This window comes from Pseudomonas sp. 8209 (genome assembly GCF_028682105.1).
GTDB classification, from domain to species: Bacteria; Pseudomonadota; Gammaproteobacteria; order Pseudomonadales; family Pseudomonadaceae; genus Aquipseudomonas; species Aquipseudomonas palmensis.
Genome location: NZ_JANIAH010000007.1, coordinates 237,581 through 258,095, shown reverse-complemented (window position 1 = coordinate 258,095; position 20,515 = coordinate 237,581). Strand labels below are relative to the sequence as shown.

At 66.5% G+C, this 20,515-nt stretch carries 18 protein-coding genes; 5 read left to right on the top strand and 13 right to left on the bottom strand.

The window, feature by feature from the left end:
• Positions 1–16: 16 nt before the first annotated feature.
• The 3 genes from NP552_RS17520 to NP552_RS17510 form a co-directional block, all read right to left on the bottom strand.
• Complete coding sequence (locus tag NP552_RS17520) at positions 17–1,519, bottom strand: tripartite tricarboxylate transporter permease (protein ID WP_043864035.1); 1,503 nt, start codon at positions 1,517–1,519, stop codon at positions 17–19.
• A gap of 10 nt (positions 1,520–1,529) precedes the next feature.
• Positions 1,530–2,030 (bottom strand): tripartite tricarboxylate transporter TctB family protein, encoded by a 501-nt coding sequence (locus tag NP552_RS17515; RefSeq protein WP_235593657.1) that lies wholly within the window; start codon positions 2,028–2,030, stop codon positions 1,530–1,532.
• Positions 2,031–2,113: 83 nt separating this feature from the next.
• Complete coding sequence (locus tag NP552_RS17510; protein WP_210014123.1) at positions 2,114–3,196, bottom strand: LLM class flavin-dependent oxidoreductase; 1,083 nt, start codon at positions 3,194–3,196, stop codon at positions 2,114–2,116.
• A gap of 253 nt (positions 3,197–3,449) precedes the next feature.
• Between NP552_RS17510 and NP552_RS17505 the strand changes: the two genes are divergently transcribed.
• Positions 3,450–4,058: a cysteine dioxygenase gene (locus NP552_RS17505; RefSeq protein ID WP_088514431.1), complete on the top strand. Its 609-nt coding sequence runs from the start codon at positions 3,450–3,452 to the stop codon at positions 4,056–4,058.
• Positions 4,055–5,638: a rhodanese-related sulfurtransferase gene (locus NP552_RS17500; protein WP_229590199.1), complete on the top strand. Its 1,584-nt coding sequence runs from the start codon at positions 4,055–4,057 to the stop codon at positions 5,636–5,638. The genes NP552_RS17505 and NP552_RS17500 overlap by 4 nt, the downstream gene beginning before the upstream one ends.
• A 191-nt stretch (positions 5,639–5,829) precedes the next feature.
• Here NP552_RS17500 and NP552_RS17495 read toward each other — a convergent pair whose 3' ends face one another.
• Both NP552_RS17495 and NP552_RS17490 read right to left on the bottom strand, forming a co-directional pair.
• Complete coding sequence (locus NP552_RS17495; protein WP_043864039.1) at positions 5,830–6,792, bottom strand: aliphatic sulfonate ABC transporter substrate-binding protein; 963 nt, start codon at positions 6,790–6,792, stop codon at positions 5,830–5,832.
• Between the two features lie 14 nt (positions 6,793–6,806).
• Positions 6,807–7,772 (bottom strand): ABC transporter substrate-binding protein, encoded by a 966-nt coding sequence (locus tag NP552_RS17490; protein ID WP_267498604.1) that lies wholly within the window; start codon positions 7,770–7,772, stop codon positions 6,807–6,809.
• Positions 7,773–8,018: 246 nt separating this feature from the next.
• Between NP552_RS17490 and NP552_RS17485 the strand changes: the two genes are divergently transcribed.
• Positions 8,019–9,203: an acyl-CoA dehydrogenase family protein gene (locus NP552_RS17485; protein ID WP_054914345.1), complete on the top strand. Its 1,185-nt coding sequence runs from the start codon at positions 8,019–8,021 to the stop codon at positions 9,201–9,203.
• Positions 9,204–9,295: 92 nt separating this feature from the next.
• Positions 9,296–9,970 (top strand): SOS response-associated peptidase, encoded by a 675-nt coding sequence (locus NP552_RS17480; RefSeq protein ID WP_078481144.1) that lies wholly within the window; start codon positions 9,296–9,298, stop codon positions 9,968–9,970.
• Positions 9,971–9,977: 7 nt separating this feature from the next.
• Here NP552_RS17480 and NP552_RS17475 read toward each other — a convergent pair whose 3' ends face one another.
• From NP552_RS17475 to NP552_RS17455, 5 genes are all read right to left on the bottom strand, one after another.
• Positions 9,978–10,694, bottom strand: coding sequence for an ABC transporter ATP-binding protein (locus NP552_RS17475; protein WP_043864043.1), 717 nt, complete (start codon positions 10,692–10,694; stop codon positions 9,978–9,980).
• Between the two features lie 2 nt (positions 10,695–10,696).
• On the bottom strand, positions 10,697–11,470 hold the full coding sequence (locus tag NP552_RS17470; protein ID WP_054914344.1) for an ABC transporter ATP-binding protein: 774 nt from the start codon (positions 11,468–11,470) through the stop codon (positions 10,697–10,699).
• Positions 11,467–12,708, bottom strand: a complete 1,242-nt coding sequence (locus tag NP552_RS17465; protein ID WP_043864045.1) for an ABC transporter permease subunit — start codon at positions 12,706–12,708, stop codon at positions 11,467–11,469. Before NP552_RS17465 ends, NP552_RS17470 begins: the two co-directional genes overlap by 4 nt.
• Positions 12,709–12,720: 12 nt before the next feature.
• Positions 12,721–13,659: a branched-chain amino acid ABC transporter permease gene (locus NP552_RS17460; protein WP_043864046.1), complete on the bottom strand. Its 939-nt coding sequence runs from the start codon at positions 13,657–13,659 to the stop codon at positions 12,721–12,723.
• Between the two features lie 143 nt (positions 13,660–13,802).
• Positions 13,803–14,951 (bottom strand): branched-chain amino acid ABC transporter substrate-binding protein, encoded by a 1,149-nt coding sequence (locus NP552_RS17455; RefSeq protein WP_052504315.1) that lies wholly within the window; start codon positions 14,949–14,951, stop codon positions 13,803–13,805.
• A gap of 363 nt (positions 14,952–15,314) precedes the next feature.
• Between NP552_RS17455 and NP552_RS17450 the strand changes: the two genes are divergently transcribed.
• Positions 15,315–16,040, top strand: a complete 726-nt coding sequence (locus NP552_RS17450) for a FadR/GntR family transcriptional regulator (RefSeq protein ID WP_043864047.1) — start codon at positions 15,315–15,317, stop codon at positions 16,038–16,040.
• Positions 16,041–16,067: 27 nt separating this feature from the next.
• Here NP552_RS17450 and NP552_RS17445 read toward each other — a convergent pair whose 3' ends face one another.
• The 3 genes from NP552_RS17445 to NP552_RS17435 all read right to left on the bottom strand — a co-directional run bounded on the left by NP552_RS17445 (position 16,068) and on the right by NP552_RS17435 (position 20,494).
• Positions 16,068–17,519 (bottom strand): NAD-dependent succinate-semialdehyde dehydrogenase, encoded by a 1,452-nt coding sequence (locus NP552_RS17445; RefSeq protein WP_043864048.1) that lies wholly within the window; start codon positions 17,517–17,519, stop codon positions 16,068–16,070.
• Positions 17,520–17,584: 65 nt separating this feature from the next.
• The gene (locus tag NP552_RS17440; RefSeq protein ID WP_274096954.1) at positions 17,585–19,270 is read right to left on the bottom strand and encodes a thiamine pyrophosphate-binding protein; all 1,686 of its coding nucleotides are present in this window, start codon (positions 19,268–19,270) and stop codon (positions 17,585–17,587) included.
• A gap of 27 nt (positions 19,271–19,297) precedes the next feature.
• Complete coding sequence (locus tag NP552_RS17435; RefSeq protein ID WP_116053703.1) at positions 19,298–20,494, bottom strand: NAD(P)/FAD-dependent oxidoreductase; 1,197 nt, start codon at positions 20,492–20,494, stop codon at positions 19,298–19,300.
• Positions 20,495–20,515: the final 21 nt, after the last annotated feature.

The following is a 20,515-nucleotide window of genomic DNA, read 5'->3' as shown; positions in this document are numbered from 1 at the left end:
AGGGTTGAAGCAGCCCTCAGTCTTCACTGAAGGCCACATGGCGCGTGGCGCGCACCCGCGGGATGAGCATCAGCCCCACCGCCAGCACGCACAGAATCAACAGGGTCAGGCTCAATGGCCGGGTGACGAACACCGTGGGGTCGCCCCGCGACAGCAGCATCGCCCGGCGCAGGTTCTCCTCCATCAACGGGCCGAGCAGATAACCCAGAAGCAGTGGCGCCGGCTCGCAGCGCAGCTTGATGAACAGGTAGCCCAGCAACCCGAACGCCACCGTGAGCAGCACGTCGAACAGGCTGTTGTTGACGCTGTACACGCCAATGCAGCAGAACAGCAGGATCGACGGGTACAGCAGGCGGTACGGCACCGACAGCAGCCGCACCCAGATCCCCACCAGCGGCAGGTTGAGCACCAGCAGCAACAGGTTGCCGATCCACATGCTCACGATCAGCCCCCAGAACAGCTCGGGGCGCTCGTCGATCACCTGCGGGCCCGGCACGATGCCGTGGATCATCATGGCCCCGGCCATCAGCGCCATCACCGCGTTGGAAGGCAGGCCCAGCACCAGCATCGGGATGAACGAGGTCTGCGCCCCGGCGTTGTTGGCAGACTCCGGCCCGGCCACGCCCTCGATGGCGCCCTGGCCGAAGCGCTCGGGGTGCCTGGCGATACGCTTTTCGACCATGTACGAGGCAAACGCGCCCAGCATCGCCCCGCCCCCCGGCAGCACGCCCAGCACCGCGCCCAGGCCGGTGCCGCGCAGCATCGGCTTCCAGCTGCGCCGGTAGTCTTCGCGGGTCGGCATCAGGCTGCCAACCCGCGCCACCTGGGGCGGCTGGCCGCGGCTGCGCTCCAGGTTGGCGATGATTTCGGCGATGCCGAAGATGCCCATCGAGATCACCACGAAACTGATGCCGTCGCTCAACTGGGGCAGGCCGAAGGTAAAGCGCTCCACCCCGGAATTCACGTCGGTGCCCACCAGGCCCAGCAGCAGGCCCAGCAGGGTCATGGCCACGGCCTTGAGCACGTCGCCCTGGGCCAGCACCACGGCGGCCACCAGGCCCAGCAGCATCAGCGAGAAGTACTCGGCCGGGCCGAACTTCAGCGCCACCTCGGCCAGCGGTGCGGCAGCAGCGGCCAGCAGCAGGATCGACAGGCTGCCGGCAATGAACGAACCGATCGCGGCAATGGCCAGGGCCGCCCCGGCCCGGCCCTTGCGTGCCATGGCATGGCCGTCCAGGCAGGTCACCACCGAGGACGACTCGCCCGGCAGGTTGACCAGGATCGCCGTGGTCGAGCCGCCGTACTGGGCGCCGTAATAGATGCCCGACAGCATGATCAATGCCGCCGCCGGGCTCAGGCCGTAGGTGATCGGCAGCAGCATGGCGATGGTGGCCACCGGCCCCAGGCCGGGCAGCACCCCCACCAGCGTGCCCAGGGTCACACCGATCAGGCAGTACAGCAGGTTGTTCAGGGTGAAGGCGGCTTCAAGGCCGATACCCAGGTGTGCCAACAGCTCCATGGGTCGCTCCTCAGACAGGCCAGGCCGGCAGGTTCAGGCCCAGCCCGTAGCCGAACACCAGCACGCTGAACAGCCCCAGCGCGCTGCCCACCGCCAGCAGTTCGCCCAGGTGCGCCTTGTGCCGGCCCAGGCCGCTGAGCAGCGTCATGCACAGGGTCGCCAGCGCCAGGCCAAGGCTGGGCAGCAGCAGCGCGAACGCCACCACGCTGGCACTGATGGCCAGCGCCGGGCGGACGATGAACAGCCCGCCCAGCGTGACCTTCTCGCGGCCCAGCCACAGGCCGCGCACCAGCAAGGCCACGCCCAGCCCGCACAGGGCCAGGCTCACCAGCCAGGGAAAGTAGCCTGCGCCCATGCGCATCGCCGTGCCGCTGGCATAGGCGCTGCCCACCAGCAGCCCGGTCAGGCCGAAGCCCAGGAACAGGCAGCCGGCCAGCACTTCGCGGGCATCGAGGTTCAGGGTCAGGGAATGCGGGCGCGCAGTGGCGGCCCGTTGCAGAGCATCTCGCACGCAGGTCTCCAGGTGCCGGTACGGCACAAGGCAAGGCGATCCGCGCGTGCGGTCTCGGGGTGGGGTTGGGGTTGCTGCGCCGTTCAGGCGCTGCGTTGTGCCTGGCGCGCCGCGACCTTGGCGTGGGTCAGCGGGATCAGCTCGCGGCCGTAGTCGGCGGCGTCGTTGATCGGGTCGAACCCGCGAATCAGAAAGGTGGTCACGCCCAGCTCGTAGTACGCCAGCAAGGCATCGGCCACCTGCTCGGGGGTTCCCACCAGCGCGGTGGAGTTGTGCCCACCGCCAACCAGTGCAGCCATACCGGTCCACAGGCGCTCATCCACGCGCTCGCCTTGCGCCACGGTGTCCAGCAGGCGCTGCGCACCGACGCTCTGCGGCTTGTTGGCCACCACCGGGCCGGCGCGCTCCAGGCGCTGGCGAGCGGTATCGAGAATGGCATCGGCCTTGGCCCAGGCCGCAGCTTCGGTATCGGCGATGATGGGCCGGAACGACACGCTGAACTGCACCTGGCGCCCGTGCAAGGCCGCCTGGGCACGTACTGCCTGAATGGTTTCGCGGGTCTGCTCCAGCGACTCGCCCCACAGCGCGAACACATCGGCATGCTTGCCGGCCACTTCCAGGGCCGCCGCCGAAGAACCACCGAAGAACACCGGCAGGTGCGGCTTTTGCAAAGGCTTGATGGCGGAGAAGGCGTTCTGCGCCTGGTAGAAGGTGCCGTGATGATCGAAGGGGGTGTCTTGGGTCCAGACCTTGCGCACCACCTCCAGAAACTCGTCGCTACGCGCATAGCGCTGGTCGTGGTCGAGGTAGTCGCCGTCCTTGCGTTGCTCGCCGTCATTGCCGCCACTGATCACGTGCAGCGCCAGGCGTCCGTCGAGCAGGTGATCGAGGGTCGCCAGCTTGCGCGCGGCCAGGGTAGGCGCCACGAAGCCGGGGCGATGCGCCAGCAGAAAGCCGATACGCGGCGCCGCCAGCCCGGCCAGGGCCGTGACCAGAAAGCCGTCGGGCTGATCCGACCAGTACCCCACCAGAATCCGGTCGAAGCCTGCCTGCTCGTGCACCTGGGCAAAACGGGTGATGTACGCCTTGTCGAAGATCGGGCCAGCCGGATCGAGGGTCTCCGAAGACAGGCGGTGGCCGATCATGCCGATGAATTGAACGCTCATGGGGGGCTCCTTGAAGAGGGCGAAGAAAGCTTATTGGTTATAGAAGGTTCTTTCTTCAAAACGAACGCTTATAAGCTACCGAGCCCGCCACCCCTGGTGAAATTCATTTTAGGCATAACCTAATATAAAAAATGATTTATAACGAAATGACTTTAAAATTCACTTTACGCATATTAGCTTATGCTCAATTTGAATTTTGAGAATCATCAGGCGGTTGCTAGGGTGATTCGAAACCGTAGCCAGAGCCCCGACCATGACCGACCCCCTTCGCCTGGACCGCTTGCGTCAGTTCATCGACGAACTGGCCAGCCTGCTCGACCGAGAAACCGATGAAGCGGCCCTTCTCGATGATGGCCAGCGCCTGTTGCAGCAACTGGTGGCCCATGACGACTGGCTGCCGCCAGAGCTGGCCCAGCCCAGCCCCGAACGCTATCAGCAGTACCTGCTGCACTGCGATTCGCGCCAGCGCTTCTCCATCGTCAGCTTCGTGTGGGGGCCGGGGCAGACCACGCCGGTCCACGACCACCGGGTATGGGGCCTGATCGGCATGCTGCGCGGCGCCGAATACGCCCAGGGTTTTGCCCGCAGCGAGCACGGCGCGCTGCTGCCGTCCGGCAGCCCGGTGCGCCTCGAGCGCGGCCAGGTCGAGGCGGTGTCGCCGCGCATCGGCGACATCCATCAGGTCAGCAATGCCTTCGACGACCAGGTGTCGATCAGCATCCACGTGTACGGCGCCAACATCGGCGCGGTCAGGCGTGCCGTGTACCTGGCCGACGGCAGCGAGAAACCCTTCATTTCCGGTTATTCCAACACCCAATTGCCCAATCTGTGGGACCTGTCAAAAGAGAACCTTGCGCCATGAGCACCCCGACCATCCGCACCTACGCCCACCTGCGCCAGCACTTGCTGGCCAGGCATGAACTGGCCCTGATCGATGTGCGCGAAGAAGCGCCCTTCGCCGTGGAACATCCGCTGTTCGCGGCCAACATCCCGCTGTCCAGGCTTGAAATCGAAATCTACGCGCGAGTGCCCCGGCGCGATACACCGATCACCGTGTATGACGATGGCGAGGGCCTGGCGCAGATTGCGCTCCAGCGCCTGGGTCAACTTGGCTACAGCGACGTGGCCCTGCTCGAAGGCGGCCTGGCCGGCTGGCGCGAGGCCGGCGGCGAGCTGTTCCAGGATGTGAACGTACCGAGCAAGGCGTTTGGCGAACTGGTGGAAAGCCAGCGCCACACCCCTTCGCTGGCGGCCGAAGAAGTGCACGCACTGCTGAACGAAAAGGCCGACGTGGTGGTGCTGGATGCGCGTCGCTTCGACGAATACCAGACCATGAGCATTCCGGGCGGCATCAGCGTGCCGGGTGCCGAACTGGTGCTGCGGGTGGCCGAGCTGGCACCGAACCCGGCCACCCGCGTGATCGTCAATTGCGCCGGGCGCACCCGCAGCATCATCGGCACCCAGTCGCTGGTCAACGCCGGCATTCCCAACCCGGTATCGGCTTTGCGCAACGGCACCATTGGCTGGACATTGGCGGGGCAGACCCTGGCCCATGGCCAATCGCGGCGCTTTGGCGACGTGAGCCCGGCCAACCGGCAGCGCGCCGCCGAACAGGCCCGCGCCGTGGCCGACAAGGCCGGCGTCGTGCGTGCGGACAGCCAGACGCTGGCGGCGTGGCGCGCCCAGGCCGATCGCAGTACTTATGTGTTCGATGTGCGCACCCCCGAGGAATTTGCCCGGGGCCACCTGCCAGGCAGCCGCTCGACGCCGGGTGGTCAGCTGGTGCAGGAAACCGACCATGTGGCCAGTGTGCGCGGGGCGCGCATCGTGCTGATCGATGACGATGGCGTGCGTGCCAACATGAGTGCGTCGTGGTTGGCGCAGATGGGTTGGGAGGTGGCGGTGCTCGATGGCTTGGGCGCAGGCGACTTCAGCGAAACGGGTGATTGGCAGCCGCCGTTGCCGGCGTTGCCGCAGCCTTCGACCATCGACCCCGAGCAGTTGGTGCAGTGGCAGGCCGACGCCGACACGGTGCTGCTCGACTTCACCACCAGTGCCAATTACGTGCAGCGGCACATACCGGGTGCGCACTGGGCGATCAGGGCACAGCTGGAGCAGGCACTGGAGCGCTTGCCGGTGGCGGGACGTTACGTGCTGACCTGCGGCAGCAGCTTGCTGGCGCGGTTCGCGGCGCAGGACCTGCAACGCCTGACCCGAGTGCCGGTGTTCGTGCTGGAGGGTGGTACGGGCCGCTGGATTGCCGAGGGGCGGCCGCTGGAGTCGGGCGAGACGCACCTGGCGGTGCCGCGCAGCGACCGTTACCGCCGGCCGTATGAAGGCACCGACAACCCGCGTGAGGCGATGCAGGGGTACCTGGATTGGGAGTTCGGGTTGGTGGCGCAGCTGGGGCGTGATGGCACCCATGGGTTCCGGGTGATCTGAACCTCTTGAGCAGACCGTATGAGGTCTGCCCCTGGCCGACAGGCCGCATACGCAGGAGCGGGCAAGGCCCGCTCCTGCTTGCTTCGGGCACAAGCACAGTAGGCGCCGGCCTTGCCGGCGAATCGAGCGCGAAGCGCTCGTACAACCTGAACCCACCGTGGATCAGGCAGCCCTCACCCGCCGAGCCGCAATCAGCGCCCTGCCACCGGCTCGAACAACGACACCGCCGCCGCATCCACCTTGCGCGGCAACAGGCCCTGGGCAAAGAACACATCGGCAATCTGCTGCTGTTCGGCCAGATGCTCCGGCTTCACCAACTGCACGTCGTAACTGCGCCGCGCATTGGCCTGCTCCACCGTGGCCACATCCAGGTTGCCCCACAACGGCCCCAGCACCTGCGCCGCCTGCGTGGGGTTGGCCTTGGTCCACTGCCCTGCCTTCTGCAACGCACCGAACACGGTTTCAAGCACCTGCGGATGCGCCTTGGCGTAATCGCTGCCCGCCAGGTAGTAACGCTGGTAGCTGGCCAGCCCCTGCCCGTCGCTCAGCACCCGCGCATGCTGCTGGCGCTGGGCGCTGGCCACGAACGGGTCCCAGGTGACCCAGGCATCGACCTTGCGGTTCTCGAACGCCGCACGGCCATCGGCCGGGATCAGGTAGGCCGGCTGGATATCGCTGAAGGTCAACCCGGCCCTGGCCAGGGCCTGTATCAACAGGTAATGGCTCCCCGCGGCCTTGGTCACCGCCACCTTCTTGCCCTTGAGGTCCGCCAGGCTGTGCAGCGGCGAATCCGCCGGCACCAGAATGGCCTGGGCCAGTGGCGATGGCGTCTCGCGGGCAAAATAGGTCAGCCGCGCCCCCGCCGCCTGGGCGAACACCGGCACGGTGTCGGCCACATCCGCCGACACATCGACATTGCCCAGGTTCAGGGCCTCCAGCAGCGGCAGGCCGCTGGCGAACTCATGCCAGCTGACCTGTATGCCCTGCTGCGCCAGCTGCTGCTCCAACGTACCCTGGGCCTTGAGCAGAATCAGCAGCGTCGAGGATTTCTGGTAACCGATGCGCAGGGTTTGCCCCGCGCTGGCGCTACCGACCAGGCTGGCGCCAAGCAGCGCGCCGATGGCCAGTTGTCGCAGACGTTTGAACGGTTGCATGGGGTCAGCTCCTGTCAGTGGGCCTGGGTCACGGCGACGCTGGCGGGCAGCACGAAGCCGCCGGCAAAGGTCGGCGCCACGTCCAGACGTTGGGCAATCAGGCCGTGGGCCTGGTAGAAGTCGGCGGTTTCCTGCTGTTCGGCGATGGTGCCGGCGTCCACGACCTGCCAGCGCAACTGGCGACGCTCGAACTGCAGCCGGGCCGCGTCCTGCGGGAAGCCGATGATCTGCGCCAGGGTCTTGGAGTAGCTGTCCAGGTTCTGGTTGGCCCACACCTGGGCCTTGGCCAGGCGCGCCAGGTAGTCCTGCAGCGCCGCGCGTCGGGCCGGGTCGGCCAACGCCTTGTCGGTCGCCGCCAGAAAGCTGTTGCCACTGGACAAGCCGCGACCATTGACCAGCACCCGGCCCTGGCCGGTGGTTTCGGCCAGCGCGGTGTAGGGCTCCCACGTCGCCCAGGCATCCACCGAACCGTTGGCCAGGGCCATCCTGGCATCCACCGGGCCAAGGAAGCGGAACTCGACGTCCTTCTCGCTCAGCCCCGCGCTGGCCAGCGCCTTGAGCGCCACGTAATGGCCAATCGAGCCGCGCCCGGTGGCGATGCGCTTGCCCTTGAGGTCGGCCGCCGCGTGCAGCGCCGACCCGGTGTCCACCAGCACCGCCGTGCCATAGGCGTCGGACTTGTCCACGGCAATCGCCTTGACCTGCGCGCCGGACGCCAGGGCGAACAGCAGCGGCGCATCACCGATGATGCCGGCGTCCACCGCGCCGGCATTGAGCGCCTCGGCCAGCGGCGCGGCAGCCGGAAACTCCGCCCACTTGATGTCATACGGCAGGTCGCGCAGCCCGTCGGCGGCCTCCAGCTGGGCACGCATGTTGCCCTTCTGGTCGCCGATACGCAGTTCGATACGCGGTTCGGCCAGCACCTGCCCGGCCAGCAGCAAGGCGCCAGCGAGGGCGAGAAGTCGTGAAATGGGTGGCATGCAGTGCACTCCTGAAGGCGATTGTAGAGCGACTCTACCGGCTCGCCATAAATCAGTGAAGTGCATTTTATGAATATCCTAATATGCAAATATCGTTTAATTATCGCCATTAGCTTATAACCATAAAGAATTTTACAGCAGAAAATTTAACGCATACGGTCATAAGCCCGCCGATCTGCACACACAACTCGGGGCGGGACGACGGCACCCCCGGGTGCTCCCTGGATTTTCTGCGATGAGTGCCTGATGAGCCTGTCTTCTATTGCCGCGCCGTACCGTTCGATCGAATCGGCCCCTGCCCTCGCCGACCTGGACCCACTGCTGTTTACCCTGACCCGCGAGCTGGCCGCCAGCGCCGCCGAGGTGGACCGCAGCGGTGCCTTCCCCGCCGCCAACTTTGCCCTGCTGCAACGCCATGGCCTGCTCGCGCTCACCGTGCCGCGCGAGCTGGGGGGTGCCGGTGCCGACCTCGCCACCGCGCGCAAGGTGGTGGCCGCCGTGGCCAAGGGCGAGCCCTCCACCGCACTGATTCTGGTCATGCAGTACCTGCAGCACGTGCGCCTGCAGGACGACCAGCGCTGGCCGGTGTCGCTGCGCCAGCGCCTGGCCCGCGAAGCGGTGGAGCACGGCGCGCTGATCAATGCCTTCAGGGTCGAACCCGAGCTGGGCACCCCGGCCCGTGGCGGCCTACCCGCGACCCTCGCGCGGCGTACCGCCGAAGGCTGGCGCCTGTCCGGCACCAAGCTCTACTCCACCGGCAGCCACGGCCTGAGCTGGTACCTGGTGTGGGCGCGCAGCGACGATGCCGACCCGCTGGTGGGCGGCTTTCTGGTGCACAAGGACAGCCCCGGCATCCGCATCGTCGATGAGTGGGATCACCTGGGCATGCGTGCCACCTGCAGCCACCGCGTCGAGTTCGACGATGTGCTGCTGCCGCTGGAGCATGCCGTGGCCGTCAGCCCGGCCAGCGCACCGCGCGCCGAGCTCGATGGCGAAGCTCAGCTGTGGATGGCGGTGCTGCTGGCCAGCCTCTACGACGGCGTGGCCCAGGCCGCACGCGACTGGCTGGTGAGCTTCCTGCGCGAGCGGGTGCCGTCCAACCTCGGCCAGCCGCTGGCCAGCCTGCCGCGCTTTCAGGAGCGGGTCGGGCGCATCGATACCCTGCTGTTCGCCAACCGCAACCTGCTCGACTCCGCGGCCAGCGGCCAGGTCACCGCGCAGCACGCCGGGCAGCTCAAGCAACTGGTCACGCACAACGCCATCCAGGCCGTGGAGCTGGCCATCGAGGCCAGCGGCAACCCAGGGCTTTCGCGGCACAACCCGCTGGAGCGGCACTACCGCAACGTGCTGTGCAGCCGCATCCACACCCCGCAGGATGACGTGGTGTTCCACAGTGCCGGGCGCTCGGCGCTGAGCCAGGAAGCGCCGTGACCCTCGCCCCCGGCTGACAGCGGCCGACCGGCCACGCACCGCCGCCCACCAAATCGGCCTATGCTCAAACAGGCCTGCCGGCGGAGGTGCACATGTGCGGACGACTGAGCCAGTACCACGGCATCCACGAGTTCGTGGACGCCCTGAGCATGCCCAACCCACTGGTCAACCGCGTGGGCGATGCGCCGCTTGGGCACTACAACGTGGCCCCCACCACCCAGCTGGCGGTACTCGGCGTGCAGCATGACACCCTGCACGCCGACCTGCTGCGCTGGGGCTGGCGGCCACACTGGGCGCAGGACAAGCCGGCACCGATCAATGCCCGCGTCGAGAAGGTGGCCCACGGCCCGTTCTTTCGCGCCATCTGGCCGCACCGGCTGATCGTGCCGGTCGACAACTGGTTCGAATGGGTCGATGAAGGCGGGCCTAAGAAGCAGCCCTACCTGATCCGCCGCCGCGATGGACGCCCTGCCCTGTGCGCGGCCATCGGCCAGCTGGGCGACCCACCCGGCGAACAGGACGGCTGCGTGATCATCACGGCCGACAGCCAGGGCGGCCTGCTGGATGTGCATGACCGGCGCCCGGTGGTGCTGGCTGCAGATGCGGCACGCCACTGGCTGGACCCCGCCACCTCCAAGGCATACGCCGAACAGCTGCTGCTGGACCTCGCCGAGCCCGCCCAGGTGTTCGAGTGGTACCCCGTGGACAGCGCCGTGGGCAACAGTCGCAACCAGGGCCCGGCCCTGGTGCAGCGCCGGCACCCCTGAACGGCGCCTACTCGCCCAGGTACGCCTTCTGCACCTGCTCGTTGTGCAGCAGGTCGCTGGCCTGGCCTTCCAGCGCGATGCGCCCGCCATCGATCACATAGGCGCGCTGGCAGGTCTGCAAGGCAAGCCTGGCGTTCTGCTCCACCAGCAGCAGGGTCACGCCGCCCTTGACCACCTCGACGATGGTTTCGAAGATCTTCTGCACGATGATCGGCGCCAGGCCCATCGACGGCTCGTCGAGCAACAGCAGCTTGGGCCTGCCCATCAATGCCCGGGAAATCGCCAGCATCTGCTGCTCGCCGCCCGACATGGTGCCGGCCAGCTGAAAGGCGCGCTCCTTGAGCCGCGGGAAGATGCCGAACATCCGTTCGATATCGGCCTGGATCGCGTCCTTGCCGTCGGTTCGCGAGAACGCGCCCATCTCCAGGTTTTCGTACACCGTCAGCTTGGGGAAGATCCCGCGGCCTTCCGGCACCAGCGCCAGGCCCTGGCGGATCAGGTCATAGCTCTTGATCGCCGCATGCGCCTTGCCATCGAAGGTGATCTGCCCGGCCACCGGGCTGAGCAGGCCGGCCAGGGTCTTGAGGGTGGTGGTCTTGCCGGCGCCGTTGGCGCCGATCAACGCGACCATTTCGCCCTCGCGGATGTGCAGGTCGATGCCCTTGATCGCCTGGATGGCCCCGTAGGCCACCTGCAGGTCGCGTACTTCAAGAATGTTCTTCATGTTCAGGCCACCGCCTCCGAACCCAGATAGGCCTCGATTACCCGAGGATCCCTTTGCACATCGGCCGGCAGGCCATCGGCGATCTTCCTGCCGAATTCCAGCACGGTGACGTGATCGCACAAGCCCATCACCAGCTTCACGTCATGCTCGATCAGCAGCACCGTCTTGCCGTCGGCCTTCATCTTGCACATCAGCTGGCGCAGGCCTTCGGTCTCGGAGGCGTTCATGCCGGCCGCCGGTTCGTCCAAGGCAATCAGCAAGGGTTCGGTGGCCAGCGAGCGGGCAATTTCCAGACGCCGCTGATCGCCGTAGGAGAGGTTCTTGGCCAGCTCCCCGGCCAGGTGCCCGATGCCCACATAGGCCAGCCAGTGCCGCGCAGCCTGGCGAATCTCGCGCTCTTCGCGCACGCAGGCCGGGGTACGGAACACGGCCCCGAACACCCCGCAGCGGGTGCGTACATGGCGACCGATCATCACGTTTTCCAGCGCGGTCATGTTGTGGAACAGCCGGATGTTCTGGAAGGTGCGCGAGATACCCGCCTCCACCACCTTGTGCGGCTTGCTGATGTTCAGCGGCTTGCCGTCGAATTCGACCTTGCCCTCTTCGGCCCGGTACAGCCCGGTAAGCACGTTGAACAGGGTGGTCTTGCCCGCGCCGTTGGGGCCCAGCAGGCCGCGGATCTCGCCGCGCCGGATCGACAGGTCGATGCCGTGCAGGGCCTGCAGGCCGCCAAAGAACTTGCTGACCGAACGCAGCTCCAGTAATACGTCGCTCATACCTTGTCCGCCTGTTGGGCCGGGTGATCGAAGGCCGGCGTGCTCGCGGGCACCGTGGTGCTCAGCGCGGTCGCCGCCGGGGTGGGCTCGGGGTCGCCGTCATGCAGCTCGGCGCGGCGCCGGTTGGACGGCCACAGGCCCTCGGGCCGGTAGCGCATCACCAGAATCAGCGCCAGGCCGAACACCAGCATGCGCAGGGTCGAGGCATCCAGCACGTTGCGCAGCACCTCGCGGCTGACGAAGGTCACGTTGTCCATCACGAACGGCTGTATCCAGTTGACCAGGTCGCGGAACACCTCGGGCATCACCGACAGGATCAACGCCCCAAGCACCACGCCGCGAATCGAGCCCATGCCGCCGAGCACCACCATCGCCAGCACCATGATCGACTCCATCAGGGTGAACGACTCGGGGCTGACGAAGCCCTGGTAGCTGGAGAACAGCACCCCGGACACCCCGCCAAAGGTCGCGCCCATGGCAAATGCCAGCAGCTTGAGGTTGCGCTTGTTCAGGCCCATGGCCTCGGCCGCCACCTCGTCCTCGCGCAGGGCCATCCAGGCCCGCCCGATGCGCGAGACTTCGAGGCGCTTGGACAGCACGATGGCGAAGATCACCACCACCAGGAAGAACAGGTAGTAGCTGATCACCGGGGTGACCTTGAGCCCGAACAGGCTCCATGAGGTCTGCAGCGACAGCAGCGCCTCGGGCGCCTGCCCTGCGGCATGCGACCAGGCCCCACCGTCGATGTGCAAGGGTGCGATGTTGCTGATGCCCTGCGGCCCGTTGGTGATGTTCACCGGCTGGTCGAGGTTGTTCATGAAGATGCGGATGATCTCGCCAAAGCCCAGGGTCACGATGGCCAGGTAGTCGCCGCGCAGCTTGAGCACCGGGGCGCCGATCAGCACCCCGCAGATGGCCGCGGCAATCGCTGCCAGCGGGATGATCACCCACAGCGGCCAGTTCAGCACGCCGTCCACCAGCCCGGCCATGTTCAGGTGCGGCGAGGCCAGCAAGGCGTACAGGTAGGCGCCGATGGCGTAGAAGCCGATGTAGCCCATGTCGAGCAGGCCGGCGTAGCCGATCACGATGTTCAGGCCCAGTGCCAGCAGCACGTAGAGCATGGCAAAGCCGAGGATGCGTACCCAGGTAGGCCCCAGGAACGGAATGCTGTCGACGACGAAGGGCAAGGCCACGAACGCCAGGATCAGCAGCAGGTACTGTGCGGTTTGGTTTTTCATGTGCGTTGCCTCCTAGGCCCGGTCGGCCTGGCGTTCGCCCATCAGGCCGTTGGGCCGGAACAGCAGCACCAGAATGAGCACGGCGAACGCGAAGATGTCCTGGTAGTTGGCGCCCAGGAAGCCCCCGGTGAGGTGGCCGGTGTAGCCGGCGGCCAGCGACTCGATCAGGCCCAGCAGCAGCCCGCCGGCCATGGCCCCGAACAGGTTGCCGATGCCGCCCAGCACCGCCGCCGAGAAGGCCTTGAGCCCCAGCAGCAGGCCCATGTAAGCGTCGGCCTGGCCGTAGTTGACCGCGCGCATCACCCCGGCGATGGCGCCAAGCCCGGCACCGATCAGGAAGGTCGCGGAAATCACCCGGTTGATGTTGATACCCATCAGCCCGGCCACTTCCTGGTTCTGCGCGGTGGCGCGCATGGCCTTGCCCAGGCGCGTCTTGTCGACCAGCAGCCACAGCCCCAGCATGATCACCACCGAGATGATCATGATGCTCATCTGCACGTTGGTGACGGTGGCGCCGAACACCTCGATCGGGCGGGTTTCGACCACTTCGGGGAAGGTCTTGTAGCCACGCCCCCAGATCATCATCGCCAGGTTCTGCAAGGCGATCGAGATGCCGATCGCGAGGATCAGCGGGGTCAGGCGCGGGGCCTTGCGCAAGGGCCGGTAGGCGAACTTCTCCATGCCCTGGGCCATCAGCATGCACACCGCCGCCGCCACCATGATCGCCAGCAGCAGGGTCAGGATGCCGGGCGCAAAGCCCATGCCCGCGAGCATGCTCAGCACCGAGATGGTCACCATGGCGCCCACCATCACCACCTCGCCGTGGGCGAAGTTGATCAGGCCGATGATGCCGTAGACCATGGTGTAGCCCAGGGCTACCAGGGCATAGATGCTGCCCAGCACCAGGCCGTTGAGGACCTGCTGCAACAAGATATCGAAATTGCCTTCCACGAGCTGAATCCTCAAAACTGCGTTGTCGCTCACCGCGTGCGCTGGCAACAGCGACGCGGCGGCATGCCTGGCAGGTCAGAAATGAACGCTTCTTATTGTTGCGAGCCGGGCGGCCCGCTTGTTATTCGAGGTAGAGCAACGGCTCAGTCGCGCTCGACCGAGAGGGTTTTCCAGCCGCCGTCGGCAAACTGGAACACCGTGGCGGCCGGGCTTTTCAGGTTGCCGAATTCATCGAATGCGATGGTGCCGGTGACGCCCTCGTAGCTTTCGCTCTTGAGTACCGGCAGGTACACGGCAGGGTCGGCCGACTGCGCCTTGACCATGGCGGTGATCGCCGCCCAGGTGGCGTCGTACGCCGCCGGCGAGGACTGCACCACGCCCGTGCCGAACTTGGCCTTGAGCTTCTGCTCGAACGCCGCGCCCTTGGGCATCTCCAGCAACGGGGTGCCGTAGTTCCAGGCGTACACGCCCTCGGCGGCGCTGCCGGCCATCTTCTTGAACTCGTCGTTGGGCAGGTTGCCGATGTTCATGAACCTGGCCTTCAGGCCCAGGTTCTTCATCTGCTTGGCCATGGGGGCGGCCTGGTAGTCGAGGGCGGCGAAGAACACCGCATCGACCTTCTGCGACTTGGCGGTGGTGAGGATGGCATTGAAGTCGGTGGACTTGTCGTTGGTGTATTCGCGTACCACCACGTTGCCACCGGCGGCCTTGACCGCCTTGGTCACTTCGTCGGCCAGGCCCTGGCCGTAGGCGGTGCGGTCGTCGAAGATCGCGATGCGCTGGGCCTGCAGGGTCTTGACCAGGTAGTTGCCGGCATAGCGGCCGAGGGTGGCGTCGTCGTTGACCACGCGAAACACGGTCTTGATGCCCTGGCGGGTCAGCGCCGGGTTGGTCGCCGACGGCGAGATCTGCGGGATGCCGGCATCGGCGTAGATCTTCGAGGCCGGGATGCTGGTGCCCGAGTTGTAATGCCCGATCACCACCGCCACCTTCGAATCCACCAGGCGTTGCGCCACGGCGGTACCGGTACGCGGGTCGGCCACATCGTCCTCGGACACCAGCTTGAACTGGGCCACCTTGTCGCCCAGCTTCAACTGCTGCTGGTTGGCCTCTTCGATGGCGATGCTCACGCCATGTTCCACATCCAGCCCTTGGTGTGCAGAGGGCCCGGTCAGCGGGCCGGCAAAGCCGATCCGTACCAGCTGGGTGTCAGCCGCGTTCGCCGTGCCAGCCCCTATCAGTGTTGCCATCAGTGCAGCAAGGGCGGTCAAACCCCGGTTGTTCTTATTCATTCTCAGCTCCCAGTAATCATTGGACGAACTGCACACGCCTGGCCAACCTCGCCGGCGCACTTGTAAGATAACAGTCAGCAGGCAACTGTCAATGGGTGTATGCTTGAGGAAAATGAAAATGCTGACAAAAGCCACGCACGCCTTGATCCATGCACCTTAACGAGGCATGAGATTGCAGTAGAATCAGGCGCTTGCACCATAACAAGTCAGTTGTTTGATAACATATGGCTACATTTTCGCCGCTACTTCGGGTTTTTAGCGGGTCGGGTGAAATCGACGCAGATCGCGTTTGACGGATGCGCCAACCTGTTCAACCATTCAATCCATCGTGATGAGCACATCAGTTTCAGGAGCTACACAACTATGAATGCGTCGTTTGGAACGCGCAGGGCCAATCTGGCGGAGACAGTGATCCACGAGCTGTCCAACCGGATCGACAATGGCACATACGGGCCGGGGCAGAAGCTTCCGTCCGAACAGGAGCTGTGCAAGGAATTCGGCGTCAGCCGCCCTGTGATTCGCGAGGCCGTGGCCTCGTTGCGTCTGGGCGGTCGGCTGATCGCCCGCCAGGGTGTAGGCGTATTCGTGGTCGAGCAGGACGTCAAGCGCCTGGGCTTTGCCCTGAGCACCGCAGTCGATGACGTGCGCGCCGCCGCCCACGTGCTGGAACTGCGCCTGGGCATCGAGACCGAGTCGGTCGCGCGTGCCGCCGAGCGCCGCAGCCCCACCAGCGTGGCGCAGATCACCGAGGCCTTCGACCGCTTCAACGCGCTGGACGGCTCCAACCTCGAGGAAGAGGCCCGTGCCGACTTCGAGTTCCACCTGGCGATTGCCCGCGCCACCAACAACCCGCACTTCCCGCAGCTGCTCGAAGCCCTGGGCCCGGACATCATCTTCGACCTCAACCTCAAGCACGGCCAGTCCACCGGCAAGAACCGCCTGGCGCACATCAAGAAGATCGGCCGCGAACACGGCGCGATTCTCTCGGCCATCAGCATGGGCGACGTCAACGCCGCCCGTTCGGCGGTGCGCAAGCACCTGGAAGAAAGCCTGTCGCGTTACCAGCGCCTGGTCGACAGCGGCGACTGAGCGGCGCTGTCGCCCTGCCCTGGCGGGTCAGCCCAGGCCCAGGCACACGTACTTGATCTCGAGGTAATCCTCGATCCCGTAGCGCGAGCCTTCGCGCCCCAGCCCCGATGACTTCACACCGCCAAACGGTGCGACCTCGGTGGCCAGCACGCCGACATTGACGCCGACCATGCCGTACTCCAGGGCCTCCGAGACCCGCCAGATCCGCCCCACATCCCGTGCATACAGGTAGCAGGCCAGGCCGAACTCGGTGGCATTGGCCTGGGCGATGACCTGTTCTTCGCTGTGAAAGCGAAACAGTGGCGCCACCGGCCCGAAAATCTCCTCGCGGGCCACGCGCATGTCCGGTGTCACCTCGGCCAGCACGGTGGGCTGGTAGAACGCCTCGCCAAGGGGGTGGCGCCGGCCACCGGCGACCAGTCGCGCACCGCCTTCCAGTGCGTCGCTCACCATCGCCTCGACCCCGGCCACGGCCTTGGCATCGATCAGCGGGCCGACGGTGGTGCCGGCCTGGCTGCCCTCGCCCACCACCAGCTCGCCGACCCGCTGGGCAAAACGCTCGACAAAGCGCTCGTAGATGCCGTCCTGGATGTAGAAGCGATTGGCGCACACGCAGGTCTGCCCGCTGTTGCGGAACTTGGCCACCAGTGCGCCCTCCACCGCCGCCTCAAGGTCCGCGTCGTCGAACACGATGAAGGGCGCGTTGCCGCCCAGCTCCAGGGTCACCTTCTTCACCGTGGCCGCGCTTTGCTGCAGCAACTGGATGCCGATGGGCGTGGAGCCGGTGAACGACAGCTTGCGCACCACCGGGTTGGCGGTCAGTTCGCCACCGATGGCGGCCGAGTCGCCGGTCACCACGTTGAGCACGCCACGCGGTATGCCGGCGCGTTCGGCCAGCACGCACAGCGCCAGGGCGCTGAACGGGGTCTGTGAAGCGGGCTTGAGCACCAGCGTGCAGCCGGCCGCCAGGGCCGGGGCGGCCTTGCGCGTGATCATCGCCGCCGGGAAGTTCCACGGCGTGATCGCCGCGCACACGCCAATCGGCTCCTTGGTCACCAGCAGGCGCCGGTCGGCCTGCGGCGAGGGGATCACGTCGCCATACAGGCGCTTGCCCTCCTCGGCATAGAACTCCACATAGGCTGCGGCGAAGGCGATCTCGCCACGGGCCTCGGCCAGGGGCTTGCCCTGCTCGGCGGTCATGATGCGCGCCAGGTCTTCCTGGTGCAGGAGAATTTCGCGAAACCACGCCTGCAAGCGGCTGGCGCGTTCCTTGGCGGTGAGGGCGCGCCAGGCCGGCAGCGCCGCCTGGGCGGCGAGCACGGCGCGGCGGGTTTCGTCGGCGCCCATGCGCGGCACGCCACCCAGGCGTTGGCCGGTGGCCGGGTTGGTCACGTCAATGCTGCGGGCGCTGTCGGCGCCCACCCAGGTTCCATCGATATAGCAACGTTCACGCAGCAGATCAGGATCGGCAAGGTTCATGCTGATGGGCTCGCAGGGGAATAAGGGGAAACGGCGGGAGGCAGACCCTGCCCCCGCCTGGAGGGTCAACGCGACGCCAGGGCCTTTTCGCGGATCTGGCTGAGGGTCATGCGCGGGGTCAGCGCCTCGGGGTCGATCTGCACCTCGATCAGCGCCGGCTTGCCCGACGCCTCGCAACGCTCGAACGCACCCGCGAACTGGTCGGTGGCGCTCACCGTTTCGGCATGCAAGCCATAGGCCCGTGCCAGCGCGGCGAAGTCGGGGTTGTGCAGGTCGGTACCCGACACCCGCCCCGGGTAGCTCCGCTCCTGGTGCATGCGGATGGTGCCGTACATGCCGTTGTTCACCACCACCACGATGACCCGGGCGTCATAGTGCGCGGCAGTGGCCAGCTCCTGGCCGTTCATCAGAAAGCAGCCATCACCGGCGAACGCCACCACGCTGCGCTGCGGCGCGGTGAGCTTGGCCGCAATCGCCGCCGGCACGCCATATCCCATCGAGCCGTTGGTGGGCCCCAGCAAGGTGCGAAACGCCTGGTGCTGGTAGCCGCGGTGCACCCAGCCGGTGTAGTTGCCGGCACCGCAGGTGATGATGCTGTCGGCGGCCAGGTGCTGGTTGAGCCAGGCGATCACCTCGCTCATCTGCACCGCACCGGGCGAACGCGGGCATTCGAAGTTGGCCCGGTAGCCGCTGTTCAGGCGCTGTACCCACTCGGCGAACGCCTGCGGCTTGGCCGGCGCCAGCGCCGCCAGTTGCGCGGCGATGGTCGGCATGCCGGCGTTGATCGCCAGGGTCGGCTGGTACACCCGGCCCAGTTCCTCGATGCCGGGGTGAATGTGCACCAGCGCCTGCCTGGGCACCGGAATGTCCACCAGGGCATAGCCGCCGGTGCTCATCTCGCCCAGGCGTGCACCGATCACCAGCAGCAGGTCACTGCTTTTCACCGCCTCCACCAGCTCGGGGCCGGCGGCAAGGCCCAGGTCGCCGGCGTACTGGGGCAAGGTGTTGTCGAACAGGTCCTGGCAGCGGAACGAAGCCGCCACAGGCAGGTTCTGGGCCTGGATGAAGCGCCGCGCATCGGCCACCGCCGCGGCGGTCCAGCCGCCACCGCCCAGCACCACCAACGGGCGCTGTGCCTCGCCCAGCAGAGCCTGCAGGCGCTGCAGGTCGGCAGATGCCGCCGCCGCTTCGATCCGCCGGGCCGGGCCGGCATCGGCCACTGCCACCCGATCCGTCAGCATGTCTTCGGGCAGGGCCACCACCACCGGGCCGGGGCGGCCGTTGGTGGCGCGGTGGAACGCCTGGCTGAGCAGCTCGGGCAGGCGCGCGGCATCGTCGACCTCCACCACCCACTTGGCCATCTGGCCGAACATGCGGCGGTAGTCGATCTCCTGGAAGGCTTCGCGCTCCACCTGGTCGCGGGCCACCTGGCCGATGAACAGGATCATCGGCGTGGAGTCCTGGAAGGCGGTGTGCACGCCGACCGAGGCATTGGTCGCCCCCGGCCCGCGGGTGACGAAGCAGATACCCGGCTTGCCGGTGAGCTTGCCGTAGGCTTCGGCCATGTAGGCGGCGCCGCCCTCCTGGCGGCACACGATCAGCTCGATGTCGTCCCTGGCATCGTGCAAGGCATCGAGCACCGCCAGGTAGCTCTCGCCGGGCACGCAGAACGCGCGTTCCACGCCATTGATGCGCAAGGCATCGACCAGCACCTGCCCGCCCGTGCGCAGCCCGTTGTTGTCAGTGTTCATCTTGTTGTTCTCCATCAGGCGGCGCGGTCAGATGACCGAGTCTTCCAGGAAAGGACGGTTCTCGATCACCCGTTGATAACTCAGGGCACTCAGGTCCAGGGTGCGGTAGCCCCCGTAGATGATCAGCTCGCTCAGGCCGCGGCCGATGGCCGGTGCCTGCTGCAGGCCGTGGCCACTGAAACCGTTGCAGAACAGGAAGTTGCGCACCTGGTCATGGGGGCCGACGATGGCGTTGTGGTCGAGCACGCAGAAGTCGTAGTGCCCGGCCCAGGAGTTGACCACCTTGATCGCCTCGAACGCCGGCACACGCTCGGCCAGCACCGGCCACACCTCTTCCTCGAACTCGTCGTGCATCACGTCGAAGTCGCTGAAATCCACCTCCGGGTCGTGGCGTGGGTAGGTGCCGCCCAGGTACAGGTGGCCTTCGGGGCGGAAGAACACCCCGGTGGGGTCGATGGTCAGCGGCACGGTGCCGGGCAGCGGCGTATGGCAGTCGAACACGAACAGCGAACGGCGCCGCGCCTCCACCGGAATGTCCAGCCCGGCCAGGCGCGCCACCTGGCGTCCACGGGTGCCGGCGGTGTTGACCAGTTGGCCACAGCCGATCAACTGGCCATCGCCCAGGCGCACACCGGTGATCACATCACCCTCGCGCAGCACCTGGACCACTTCGTTCTCGACATACTCCACGCCCAGGCTGCGGGCCTTTCTGCGAAAGCCGTTCATGATCCCGTAGTTGTCGAACCAGCCCTCGTCCTTCTCGCCATAGGTGCCGCCGGCCAGGCTGTCGGGGTTGACCCACGGGAAGCGGCGGATCAGCGCCTCGGTGTCCAGCAACGTGACGTCGGCACCGTTGTCCAGCTGGGTCTGGTGCAGACGCCTGAGCACGTCGAAGCCTTTCTGGTCGGCCAGGAACAGGTAGCCGTTCTCCTTGAAGGCCAGGTCGGGCCTGTCGCCATTGACCGCCATCAGTTCGGGGAAGTCGCGGATGAACTGCGCGCCAAAGCGCGAGATCTGGATGTTGATCGGGTTGGAGAACTGCACCCGGATCGAGCTGCTGGACAACGCCGTGGCCGATTGGGCATAGGTCCAGTCGCGCTCCACCACCAGCACCGAGCCGGTGAAGTCCGGGTTGCTGGCCAGAAAATACGCGGTGGCGCTGCCATTCACCGCACCGCCGACGATCACCACATCGTAATGCTGCTTTGTTGCTGTCGAAGCCATGGCTGGGGTCTCTTCAAAAGT

What these genes read in the sequence shown, in the direction of transcription:
- NP552_RS17485 (WP_054914345.1), top strand. Translation starts at nt 8,019, where the DNA reads ATGAGCCTGTCTTCTATTGCCGCGCCGTACCGTTCGATCGAATCGGCC.
- NP552_RS17475 (WP_043864043.1), bottom strand. Translation starts at nt 10,694, where the DNA reads ATGAAGAACATTCTTGAAGTACGCGACCTGCAGGTGGCCTACGGGGCC.
- NP552_RS17450 (WP_043864047.1), top strand. Translation starts at nt 15,315, where the DNA reads ATGAATGCGTCGTTTGGAACGCGCAGGGCCAATCTGGCGGAGACAGTG.
- NP552_RS17520 (WP_043864035.1), bottom strand. Translation starts at nt 1,519, where the DNA reads ATGGAGCTGTTGGCACACCTGGGTATCGGCCTTGAAGCCGCCTTCACC.
- NP552_RS17500 (WP_229590199.1), top strand. Translation starts at nt 4,055, where the DNA reads ATGAGCACCCCGACCATCCGCACCTACGCCCACCTGCGCCAGCACTTG.
- NP552_RS17495 (WP_043864039.1), bottom strand. Translation starts at nt 6,792, where the DNA reads ATGCAACCGTTCAAACGTCTGCGACAACTGGCCATCGGCGCGCTGCTT.
- NP552_RS17470 (WP_054914344.1), bottom strand. Translation starts at nt 11,470, where the DNA reads ATGAGCGACGTATTACTGGAGCTGCGTTCGGTCAGCAAGTTCTTTGGC.
- NP552_RS17510 (WP_210014123.1), bottom strand. Translation starts at nt 3,196, where the DNA reads ATGAGCGTTCAATTCATCGGCATGATCGGCCACCGCCTGTCTTCGGAG.
- NP552_RS17505 (WP_088514431.1), top strand. Translation starts at nt 3,450, where the DNA reads ATGACCGACCCCCTTCGCCTGGACCGCTTGCGTCAGTTCATCGACGAA.
- NP552_RS17490 (WP_267498604.1), bottom strand. Translation starts at nt 7,772, where the DNA reads ATGCCACCCATTTCACGACTTCTCGCCCTCGCTGGCGCCTTGCTGCTG.
- NP552_RS17445 (WP_043864048.1), bottom strand. Translation starts at nt 17,519, where the DNA reads ATGAACCTTGCCGATCCTGATCTGCTGCGTGAACGTTGCTATATCGAT.
- NP552_RS17465 (WP_043864045.1), bottom strand. Translation starts at nt 12,708, where the DNA reads ATGAAAAACCAAACCGCACAGTACCTGCTGCTGATCCTGGCGTTCGTG.
- NP552_RS17455 (WP_052504315.1), bottom strand. Translation starts at nt 14,951, where the DNA reads ATGAATAAGAACAACCGGGGTTTGACCGCCCTTGCTGCACTGATGGCA.
- NP552_RS17480 (WP_078481144.1), top strand. Translation starts at nt 9,296, where the DNA reads ATGTGCGGACGACTGAGCCAGTACCACGGCATCCACGAGTTCGTGGAC.
- NP552_RS17435 (WP_116053703.1), bottom strand. Translation starts at nt 20,494, where the DNA reads ATGGCTTCGACAGCAACAAAGCAGCATTACGATGTGGTGATCGTCGGC.
- NP552_RS17440 (WP_274096954.1), bottom strand. Translation starts at nt 19,270, where the DNA reads ATGAACACTGACAACAACGGGCTGCGCACGGGCGGGCAGGTGCTGGTC.